The following is a 9,302-nucleotide window of genomic DNA, read 5'->3' on the forward strand; positions in this document are numbered from 1 at the left end:
GGAAATGTTTGCAAACAAGTCAAACATGGGGCCTTAAAACAGACCCCAGGCTGAATCAGGCGATCAGGGCCTGAGTGTCACGGGAAATCATCAGCTCTTCGTTGGTGGTAACTACCATTGCAACCGTAGATCCCTCCTGAGTAATTACACCGCTCTTGCCCCGGAAAGTTTCATCATTGAGCTTTTCATCTACCTCGAAGCCGAAAATGCTCAGACGTTCAATGACGTTCTTGCGAATGACACTGGAGTTCTCTCCGATACCGCCGGTGAATACCAGGGCATCAATCTTACCCATGGCCGCAGCAAAACCAGCTACTTTCTCAGCCAGAACGTGGCAGAAAACATCCAGAGTCAGTTGGGCACGCTCATTACCTTCAGCTGCAGCGTCTTCAATAACACGACAGTCGCTGTCCATTTCAGACAGACCCAACAGGCCGCTCTTCTTATTCAGGAGGTCGGTGGCTTCCTCAAGGGTATAGCCCAGAGTTTTATTGAGGAAGTTGAACAGGTTAGGATCAACATCACCGGAACGAGTGCCCATAACCAAACCTTCCAGAGGTGTCAGGCCCATGGTGGTATCAATTGACTTACCATTCTTGATCGCGCAGGCAGAAGCGCCGTTACCCAGATGAGCCACTACCAGATTGCTGTCGTTGATGTCCAGACCCAGCATATCGGCAGCAGCCTGACCGACATAGCGGTAGCTGGTCCCGTGGAAACCGTAGCGACGAACACCGTGTTCTTTGTAAAGATTGTATGGGATCGGGTAGAGGTAAGCCTCTGCTGGCATGGTTTGGTGGAATGCAGTATCAAAAACAACAACATTGGGCATGCCCGGGAAAATTTTCTGAGCAGCACGAATACCCGCCAGATTGGCCGGGCTATGCAGAGGGGCCAGCTTTATGCCGTCTTCAATGGCTTGCAGAACTTCATCGGTCACCAGGCAGGACTGAGAGAACTTCTCACCACCGTGAACAACACGGTGACCAATGGCGGAGATGCCTTCAATCAGACCTTCTTCACGCAGAAGGCCAATAAGGGCTTCCAGAGCTGCTTCGTGTGCAGCCAATCCCAGCGCCTGAGAGCCTTTTACTCCGTTGATTTTCCAGCGCAGAACCGCTTCGCTGCTGTCCAGGCGTTCAGCGATGCCGTTGATTTTCTCTTCTTCCGTTGTCGGGTTGATCACTGCGAATTTGAGGGATGAGCTGCCGCAGTTGATGACTAGAATGCTATCTTTGCTCATTGAAAAAGTACCTAACAGGATACGGGCAATGAGAGGTCGACCGATTGACTCCGGTCACCTCCTGAAGGGGTATTTACCAACAGTATTGCACTCTGCGCACTGAAGCACGCTGAGTGCAATACTGAAGTGTTTGCGTCATGGTGGCCCGTTGGTTTGATGTTCGAAAACCGGGAGTGAATAGAGATAACTTGCAATTCACCAGACGAACATCCGGTCAGAATACGGACGACATTATAAAAGTTAGGATTATAACCACTGAAGCAAGTCAGTGGACTGCGTAAAGATGCGTATTCAGATGCTGTTTTTCAATGCTTCTATTGAATTTTTACAGTCTCGACGGGCGGTTGTCCGCAGAGAGGCAAACCCTATCGTAAAAACCTGCTCGGGATACAAAGGTAATTTAGCCTTTTATCCGCGATACTCAAGGCCTGTCCATTCCGAGGTGACTTCGGGCAACATCTGAATCCACGCTACCAGTTGTTCCTGATAGAGATAAGCGCCCGCGACACCAATAAGTATCAAAGACATGGGAACATAAATGCCCAGTGCACGTGTCAGGTTGGTGGGGGGTAGAGGAGGCTCTCCGTAGTTGTTTTTTTCTTTTGTGCCTGCGCCAATACTGAGCCAGAAGAGGAAAAGGATGTTGACGACGGGAATGACAAGAAATAGCGACAGCCAGCCGCTCCGATCCATATCATGAAGTCGGGTGATGACCAGATAAAGTGTGAGCATGATGGCCAGAATGTGAATGCCCAGGGCCATTGACACAGTCTGTTGAATGGTCAGGGCTGCGCCGATCAGCATCGGTAAATAATCAGGAAGCAGAATGGCAATCGCTTCTATAGCCACCACCAGCCAGCTCATTGCCAGATAACGGCTTCGTCCGATGCGTCTTAACAGCCGCAATGGCTCATTGCTATTTTGTCTGGGGCTTCCTGATAACGGCGTTTCAGTAAAGATAGATGAGTGGTTCTCTTCAGTGGGAGGCAATTTTTTCGAGCCATCCAGGGACATAATCTGACATTGTCCGCCGGCCTTTTTAATGGCTTCTTCGTATTTGCGGGCTTCCTTCTTGGTGACAGGTTTTCGAACCGCATAGGGTTTGCCTGAAAATAGACGGTCAATGCGCTGGGCATCGGCATTGAAGAGTCGAGCCAGATTATTTCTGACTTCAGCTTCGGAAAAGTCAGGCAGAATCTGTCCTTCAAAAATAATTTTATAATCTTTGCGCTTCATCACACGATCCCCTGAGCTCTGGGAAACACCTGTTCAGGGTGTCTCCACTCAGGGCGTCTTATCGGCAGGTATTCAGGAAACGCAAGTCGTTTACCTTCAGAAAGGGCGGACAACAACCAGAATGACAATTCCTATCAGGAACAGAACCGGCACTTCATTAAAAATACGGTAGAACTTGTCTGATTTAGTGTTGGCATTATTGGCAAATTTTTTTAGGAACGCGCCACACATGTGGTGATAGCCAATGAGCAGAACCACCAGTGCCAGTTTGGCGTGCATCCAGCCACTGCTCATATAATAGGACGGGTTGTAACGGAGTAACCAGATACCCAGCACCAGAGTGGCGACCATGGATGGCAGGGCAATGCCTCGATACAGCTTACGCTCCATGATCTTGAATCGTTCATTGCTGACCTGATCTTCGCTCATGGCATGATAAACAAAGAGTCTTGGCAGGTAGAAAAGGGCCGCAAACCAGCAGACCATCGCAATAATATGAAAGGCTTTAACCCAGAGCATTCACAGGATCCTTGAGTGTTGAGTACTAATGACGAACGGAGAGTTACGAACAGAGAGTAGCGGAAAAGAGTCCAGGTTTCGATATCAAGTTGCACAGCTGAGCGGGCTCATGGTCATTGTAGACATTGCTTGCCGTGTGCTGAGCGTTGTTTTGCTGAAACCCGGCTGCTAAAGTGATTTGCCGTTCTGAAGGGGCATAAGATGTCTGAGAGGATTCTCAGATATTTTTTGAAGTTCCGGGTGAATGGCACCACGTTTGAGAGAGAATATTTCCGAAGCGAGTCTTGAAAGACTTTGTATAAATAATTATTCTTATTTTTTAAATAAGTATTCTATTTGGGGCATCGTATCCATGATCAAGGCAGGCATTGTTGGTGGTACCGGTTATACCGGGGCAGAATTGCTGCGTCTTCTCGCGGTTCATCCCGACGTCGAAGTTACGGTGATTACTTCAAGAAAAGAGGCAGGTAACTCTGTCAGTGGGCTGTATCCAGGGCTGCGAGGCAAGATGGAATTGGCCTATTCACAGCCTGATGATGATGTCCTGGCTGCTTGCGATCTGGTTTTCTTTGCAACACCCAACGGAATTGCCATGAACTCCGTGCCTAAGCTGATGGACAAAGGTGTGAAGGTAGTGGATTTGGCCGCTGATTTTCGTCTGGCCAGTGCCAGTGACTGGAAGCAATGGTACGGTATTGATCATGCCTGTCCTGATTTGCTGGCAGAGGCGGTTTATGGTTTGCCAGAAATGAACCGGGAGTCCATTAAATCTGCACAGCTGGTGGCCAATCCGGGTTGTTATCCGACTGCTGCGCAACTGGGTCTGTTGCCGCTGATGGAAAACGGCCTGGTAGAAGGCAATGTCATTATAGATGCCAAGTCCGGAGTCAGTGGCGCTGGTCGCGAAGCCAAAGTGGCCAGTTTGTTGTGCGAAGTTTCTGAGTCATTCAAGGCATACGGTGTGCCAGGTCACAGACATCTGCCGGAAATCAGGCAGGGCTTAGGGAGAATGCCTCTGGAGGGAGTTCAATGCTTCAAAGGCGAGCTGGTTTTTGTGCCTCACCTTGTTCCAATGATAAGGGGGATTCATGCAACGTCGTATGTTTCGGTAAATGATCATTCCATTGATCTTCAGGGGATGTATGAAAACAGGTTCAGTCATGAACCTTTTGTTGATGTTTTGCCTGCTGGCAGTCATCCGGAGACCCGTTCAGTCAAATCCTGCAATCAGTGCCGTATTTCCGTTCATCGTCCACGGGGTGGTAATACCGTAGTGATTCTGTCGGTTATAGATAATCTGGTGAAAGGAGCAGCAGGTCAGGCGATCCAGAATATGAATATCATGTGCGGGCTGAAGGAAACAGCGGGCCTTGATGCGCCTGCTCTGATGCCTTGACTTTTTCAAGACAGGGTTCGCAGTAGCAGGAGGTGTCAGCTTCAGGGATCAGCATTAAAACAGCTGGTGTATTGACTGAGGGTTTCTTCAAGTCTTTCATACACCAGCACTGTTTGGCAGGTTTTCCTGCACTGATGGCGCAATGATTTTCCTTTTGGCAAAGGGGGCAGCGTTTTGGATTCACGGATTATTCCTGTTTTGAAAGCATGATACTACGGCAGCTTTTCCAGTAGGTCCGGTCTGATTCTGGCCATTTGGTAGGTGCTGCTGTACTGGCCTCTGCGGAAGCAGTCAAAGCGGGAGGTCCCTTCAATTTCAAAGCCGTACTTTTTATACAGGGCAATAGCTTGTTTGTTCTCTGTGAACACGCCCAGTTCAATACGAACAACATTCAGCCAGTTATCACAGAGCTGAATCATTTCATCAACCAGCCTTGATCCTACTCCTTGTCCCTGAAAATCAGGATGTACACTGATGCCGAAAGTCACAACGTGTTTTTTACGTGGCTTACTGAACATACGAATACCGAGATGACCTGCAACCTTGCCGTTGACTTCTGCAACCAGTTGAATAGATTCATTGCTTCGGGACTGGAACAGTTCTTTCCAGTGGTCGCAGTGGTTATAGGGGATCTGGGAGGTGTTTTCTGCCAGGTCTTCATATTCAAACATTTCTGCAATATGAGGAAAGTCCCGGTCTTCCTGGTGTCGTATTTTTATTTCCATGATCTCTACTTCTATGTGGTACCCTGAAAACCTCAGTATTCTCTACCAGAATGTTCGATGCAAGTTGTATGACAGAGTGTTAACGGAGGCCGGATAATTGACGATGGCTGTCTTCCAGTCGCAGGTTCTGACGGGAAATAATGAAGAAAGGTAGTGGTTATGAGAAATAATCATGCAGATTGTCTCTATATCAATGTTGCAGGGGTTGTATCTGCTGATTTTCACGATATCTTTAATCGTGTTGTACTCATTGCTTCTGGAGTTAATTGAGATACAATTAGCTTAGCTTTAAGTTATGCCTTATATTTATGTCTTGCGTTTCGAAGTTCCATAGTTGTAGATCTTCCTGATAAATCATAAGTAGTAGCGACGCTTTCAGCTAAGCGGTCATGTTGTGTGACCACCCTATTTTTGTTCAATTTCAGGAATTGATTATGTCTGCTTCCACAGGAACAGTTAAGTGGTTCAACGAATCCAAAGGTTACGGCTTCATCAGCCAGGACTCTGGCCCGGACGTGTTTGCTCACTTCAGAGCGATCGTTGGTACAGGCTTCAAAACTCTGGTTGAAGGCCAGCGTGTTAAGTTTGAAGTGACCCAGGGCGCTAAAGGTCCTCAGGCTGAAAACATCGAAGTAATCGACTGATTACTCTTCACGCTCCCTCTGGGCAGTGAATAATAAAGGCAGCGCTTAGCGCTGCCTTTCTGCGTTTAGACGATCTCTTTGATGATTCTGGCCACCAGCATGACCAGAATCAGGATGATGGCTATTTTCGACAGTCTTGACTGTTTCTCCCGGCTCATGGGTTTGCCAAACCGTTCTGTTGCCATGACCACCACGGCCAGCGCAATAAAGAGGAGAAACAGTATCTTCAATAATTCCATGGTTGTCTTTCACTGTGGACGTCGAGCTCGTCTGCCTGCCTGATGGTCTGGTAACCCCCCCAGACTCTTGTCGTGGTCGTCAGGATACAGATTGCAGCAAAAATTGCAGCTAGAATCGGGAAATACTGAGGGAGCAAACAGAAGAGCACAAAAATAGCGATGGTTTCTGTGCCTTCCGCCAGTCCATTCAGGTAATAGAAGGACTTGTTGCTGAAGTTAGGATCTGAGAGACCTTTCTTTTGAGCCATAATCGCGTAGGCCAGAAAGCTGGAGCCCGTTCCCATAAAAGTGCAAATCAGTAGACTGGCCATCAGGGCGTTTTTTTCAGGATCAGCAAAGGCAAAACCAAGCACAACGGCTGAATAAAAGATGAAATCCAGGGTAATATCCAGATAGCCACCGGCATCCGAGGTGTGTGTTATCCTTGCCAGGGCGCCATCCAGCCCATCCATCAGACGATTACAAAGAATGACCGCAAGAGCCGGCAAGTAGAACTCAAATGCCAGCAAGGGTACGGCCGTTAATCCGATCAGGAAACCGGTCAGAGTGATCTGATCAGCCCGAACACCCATTTTTTTTAGTGGACGGGCGAGAAGGTTCAGAGGCGATCTGATCCAGAGGGAAGTCCATCGATCAAGCATCATTGTCTCAGGCAGTGAGTAGTCACGGTGGGCTATCATACCTTGATCGTGCTATAAGAGTCGAAGTGTTACTATTCTGAGCCGCCGGAGTGGCGGTTTGTGATGGTGAGTAGGCTTGTGTATAGTCTTGCGAATTTGAATGCATTGGGTTGTCAGGAGCTTCTTGGGATTATTTCTGAAAGCATAAGTTTACCCGAAAAATTCATTATGCCGCTTTTTTATCAGGATAAGTGAGATGCCAGATCCTCTTTCTGTTTTTCAGGGCGTCAAGCCGCCGGGTAGTATGAAGGTGGTGCGTCATGACCCCGGCAGGGAGCTTAAAATCAGGCTTTTTGTCCTACTGGCCTTTGTTCTGGCTTCGGCTCTTTCCTATTATCTTGGGGGACGGTTTTCCGATACCGAGGCAGCCATACTCAGGCAGGAAAACTCAGAACTCAGGAATCAATTGCAAAGCCTGGCGGGTGTCGAGGAGTCGCTCAGGCAGAAACTGGTCATCCTGGAAAGAACCAGTAAGGTGGATCGCGAAGCTGCAAACAGTGTTCGCACTGTTATTCGGGATCTGGAAGATGAGAAAGCTCTGCTGAGTAAGGATCTGGCATTTTACAAGAGTATTCTTGCTCCGGAAGATACTGCTGAAGGTATAAAGCTCTACGCATTTGATCTGCTAAAGGGTGAAGAGAAGAACCAGTATCGCTTCAGAATGGTGGTTTCCCAGGTGGCCAGAGACAACCCGTTTCTCAAAGGGACTCTGAATGTCTCTGTCAGGGGGGTGAAAGATAACAGGAAAGCGTCTTTGTCCCTGATGGAGCTGGCCGGGCTGGAAAAATCCCAGGCACTTGAGTTCCGTTATTTTCAGGCTTTCCCTGAAAATCGTGACTATATCGATTTGACTCTTCCCGATGGGTTTAAGCCCGAGAAAGTGACAGTCAGCATCAAGGTCAAAAGCGGTGCAGTGCGGAGCCTTACCAGCGTTCTGGACTGGCAGGAAGAGCTAGACGCCGATATAAAAAATGAGTTGACCGACAGCGGTTGAGTCCTTGAGTAGTTGACTGCTTTACTGGGTTACTTGGATAATGGGCTCAGCCTATTATTACAGCTATACATATCAGAGGTGCTATAGAGCAGGGCTCTGAAAGTAGATAGAGACAGCGTGGCTGCCTGTGGCGATCAGGTAGCACGGGAGGATAAATGAGCGCAGCAGTTGAAACGGTAATGCCGGACCCGATCTTACTGACGGATGATGCCGCAAATAAAGTCAATCGGCTCATGGAAGATGAAGATAACAAGTGCCTGAGGCTTCGTGTTTACGTGACTGGTGGTGGATGTTCAGGTTTTCAATACGGCTTCAAATTTGACGATCAGCTGGCAGACGATGATACCCTGGTTAAAAAGAAGGGAGCTGAAATGGTCGTGGATTCACTGAGTTATCAGTATCTTGTGGGTGCCGAGGTAGATTACGAAGAAGGATTGGAAGGTTCCAGATTTCTGGTGAAAAATCCCAATGCAACCGCCACTTGTGGATGTGGCTCTTCTTTTTCCATTTGAATGCTCTTCCTATCGGGCGGGCCCCTCCGCCCGGATATTCCTTCTCTCTCCCGCCATTTTTTTGACCAGAGCAATGCTACAGGAAATATACTCTTTCAGGAGTCTATGACTCGAAAGTCGTCGCAATGCGTTGAACTTGAAGGACTATTATACTGATAGGAATATCAATGCATGCATGGATGGTGTGTGATGGCAAATGTCTCAGGTTCTCAGGGAAGTAATGGATCCTTATATACTCCACTGCCCGTTGAGGGGGGCTGGAAGAGTGCTGTCAAAGCACTGCTGGGAGGCATGCTGAGAAAAATCAGAAAAGCAGACCCCCATGGTCTTCCTTCTCTGAAGTCTGAACAGTCGAAAGGCAAGCAACGACTATCGAACCCTCCAATAGAGCTTAAGTCAAGAGCGGCAATGAAGACTGAATGTAGGATTTTTATTCAGGTGCTCCCTCAGGAAGGTCGATCTGTTTCTGCTTTCACTCCAGAGCCAGGGTTGCGAAGGTCCGGCCAACAGGAGAGGAGTGGAAATGAAGTTGAGTCAAATCAACGCATTAAGAAGCAGCCGCCGACAGTGGCTTCCAGAAGAGGTAAATCAGTGCCCAAGCAACCTCTTCAGCCAATGGTTCAGGTCGATGAGCTTGTTCAAAACAGGCAGCAAGAGCAACCGGGCAATAAAGAAAAGCCAATTCCTGTCCCTCGAACGAGAAGAAAAAACAGGGATGACCTCAACCGCTCCCCGGATCGAGGCATGACCCCTCAAGCAAAGCCACGTAACATTGTCAAACGACCAATTGCTGAACATGTAAAACCTGAGCGGGTCAATATTTATGATGTACCCAATAATCTAAAAAAAGAACCACTATATGATGTACCCAGGAATCTGAAAAAAGAGTCACAGTATGATGTACCCGGGAATCTGAAAAAAGAGCCACAATATGATGTACCCAGTCATCTGAAACAAAAACCAGAAGATAGTTTGCGCGGTAACCCAGAGAACACTGCTGTATATGTTGTCCCCAAAAGTTTGAACGTTAGTACATTACCCCTGTCTTCGAGCCAATCAGTGACGGATCGTTCTGATTCTATCGACCCATCTACCGGCGAACATGTGTACGAAT

At 48.0% G+C, this 9,302-nt stretch carries 13 protein-coding genes; 5 read left to right on the plus strand and 8 right to left on the minus strand.

Annotated elements, in window-relative coordinates; genetic code table 11:
- Positions 1-55: 55 nt before the first annotated feature.
- The 3 genes from KDK18_RS04370 to hemJ all read right to left on the minus strand — a co-directional run bounded on the left by KDK18_RS04370 (position 56) and on the right by hemJ (position 2,998).
- On the minus strand, positions 56-1,243 hold the full coding sequence (locus tag KDK18_RS04370; protein WP_257253474.1) for an acetate kinase: 1,188 nt from the start codon (positions 1,241-1,243) through the stop codon (positions 56-58).
- A gap of 408 nt (positions 1,244-1,651) precedes the next feature.
- A complete protein-coding gene (locus KDK18_RS04375; RefSeq protein ID WP_257253475.1) occupies positions 1,652-2,479 on the minus strand; it encodes a DUF805 domain-containing protein in 828 nt (275 codons plus the stop codon).
- A gap of 96 nt (positions 2,480-2,575) precedes the next feature.
- Positions 2,576-2,998 carry a protoporphyrinogen oxidase HemJ gene (hemJ, locus tag KDK18_RS04380; RefSeq protein WP_257253476.1) on the minus strand — a complete coding sequence of 141 codons (423 nt, stop codon included), beginning with the start codon at positions 2,996-2,998 and terminating at the stop codon, positions 2,576-2,578.
- A 352-nt stretch (positions 2,999-3,350) separates the two neighbouring features.
- Here hemJ and argC point away from each other — a divergent pair, with 352 nt between their 5' ends.
- On the plus strand, positions 3,351-4,394 hold the full coding sequence (gene argC / locus KDK18_RS04385; protein ID WP_257253486.1) for an N-acetyl-gamma-glutamyl-phosphate reductase: 1,044 nt from the start codon (positions 3,351-3,353) through the stop codon (positions 4,392-4,394).
- Here the strand turns inward: argC and KDK18_RS14640 are convergent.
- Genes KDK18_RS14640 through KDK18_RS04395 form a run of 3 tightly spaced genes read right to left on the minus strand, consistent with a single transcriptional unit; the run spans position 4,339 to position 5,344 of the window.
- On the minus strand, positions 4,339-4,578 hold the full coding sequence (locus KDK18_RS14640) for a cysteine-rich CWC family protein (RefSeq protein WP_368736489.1): 240 nt from the start codon (positions 4,576-4,578) through the stop codon (positions 4,339-4,341). The two genes, argC and KDK18_RS14640, sit on opposite strands and share 56 nt — an antisense overlap.
- A gap of 28 nt (positions 4,579-4,606) precedes the next feature.
- The gene (locus KDK18_RS04390) at positions 4,607-5,119 is read right to left on the minus strand and encodes a GNAT family N-acetyltransferase (protein WP_257253477.1); all 513 of its coding nucleotides are present in this window, start codon (positions 5,117-5,119) and stop codon (positions 4,607-4,609) included.
- 42 nt (positions 5,120-5,161) lie between these two features.
- Complete coding sequence (locus KDK18_RS04395; protein WP_257253478.1) at positions 5,162-5,344, minus strand: hypothetical protein; 183 nt, start codon at positions 5,342-5,344, stop codon at positions 5,162-5,164.
- Between the two features lie 209 nt (positions 5,345-5,553).
- Here KDK18_RS04395 and KDK18_RS04400 point away from each other — a divergent pair, with 209 nt between their 5' ends.
- Entirely contained in the window at positions 5,554-5,763 is a 210-nt protein-coding gene (locus tag KDK18_RS04400) for a cold-shock protein (protein WP_034832746.1), read from the plus strand.
- Between the two features lie 65 nt (positions 5,764-5,828).
- Here KDK18_RS04400 and KDK18_RS04405 read toward each other — a convergent pair whose 3' ends face one another.
- Both KDK18_RS04405 and KDK18_RS04410 read right to left on the minus strand, forming a co-directional pair.
- Positions 5,829-6,002: a hypothetical protein gene (locus KDK18_RS04405; protein WP_257253479.1), complete on the minus strand. Its 174-nt coding sequence runs from the start codon at positions 6,000-6,002 to the stop codon at positions 5,829-5,831.
- Positions 5,990-6,682 carry a CDP-alcohol phosphatidyltransferase family protein gene (locus KDK18_RS04410; RefSeq protein WP_306670857.1) on the minus strand — a complete coding sequence of 231 codons (693 nt, stop codon included), beginning with the start codon at positions 6,680-6,682 and terminating at the stop codon, positions 5,990-5,992. The genes KDK18_RS04405 and KDK18_RS04410 overlap by 13 nt, the downstream gene beginning before the upstream one ends.
- 196 nt (positions 6,683-6,878) lie before the next feature.
- Here KDK18_RS04410 and KDK18_RS04415 point away from each other — a divergent pair, with 196 nt between their 5' ends.
- The 3 genes from KDK18_RS04415 to KDK18_RS04425 form a co-directional block, all read left to right on the plus strand.
- On the plus strand, positions 6,879-7,676 hold the full coding sequence (locus tag KDK18_RS04415) for a DUF6776 family protein (protein WP_257253481.1): 798 nt from the start codon (positions 6,879-6,881) through the stop codon (positions 7,674-7,676).
- A gap of 155 nt (positions 7,677-7,831) precedes the next feature.
- Positions 7,832-8,188 (plus strand): iron-sulfur cluster insertion protein ErpA, encoded by a 357-nt coding sequence (gene erpA / locus KDK18_RS04420; RefSeq protein ID WP_257253483.1) that lies wholly within the window; start codon positions 7,832-7,834, stop codon positions 8,186-8,188.
- 189 nt (positions 8,189-8,377) lie between these two features.
- Positions 8,378-9,302 (plus strand): hypothetical protein (locus KDK18_RS04425; protein WP_257253484.1); only part of this gene is annotated, 925 nt, incomplete at its 3' end.

This window comes from Endozoicomonas sp. SESOKO3, assembly GCF_024606255.1.

Bases quoted from the DNA above. Each gene is read 5' to 3' on its own strand.
- erpA (WP_257253483.1), top strand. From the start codon at position 7,832: ATGAGCGCAGCAGTTGAAACGGTAATGCCGGACCCGATCTTACTGACG.
- hemJ (WP_257253476.1), bottom strand. From the start codon at position 2,998: ATGCTCTGGGTTAAAGCCTTTCATATTATTGCGATGGTCTGCTGGTTT.
- KDK18_RS04375 (WP_257253475.1), bottom strand. From the start codon at position 2,479: ATGAAGCGCAAAGATTATAAAATTATTTTTGAAGGACAGATTCTGCCT.
- KDK18_RS04370 (WP_257253474.1), bottom strand. From the start codon at position 1,243: ATGAGCAAAGATAGCATTCTAGTCATCAACTGCGGCAGCTCATCCCTC.
- KDK18_RS04400 (WP_034832746.1), top strand. From the start codon at position 5,554: ATGTCTGCTTCCACAGGAACAGTTAAGTGGTTCAACGAATCCAAAGGT.
- KDK18_RS04405 (WP_257253479.1), bottom strand. From the start codon at position 6,002: ATGGAATTATTGAAGATACTGTTTCTCCTCTTTATTGCGCTGGCCGTG.
- argC (WP_257253486.1), top strand. From the start codon at position 3,351: ATGATCAAGGCAGGCATTGTTGGTGGTACCGGTTATACCGGGGCAGAA.
- KDK18_RS04390 (WP_257253477.1), bottom strand. From the start codon at position 5,119: ATGGAAATAAAAATACGACACCAGGAAGACCGGGACTTTCCTCATATT.
- KDK18_RS04410 (WP_306670857.1), bottom strand. From the start codon at position 6,682: ATGATAGCCCACCGTGACTACTCACTGCCTGAGACAATGATGCTTGAT.
- KDK18_RS04415 (WP_257253481.1), top strand. From the start codon at position 6,879: ATGCCAGATCCTCTTTCTGTTTTTCAGGGCGTCAAGCCGCCGGGTAGT.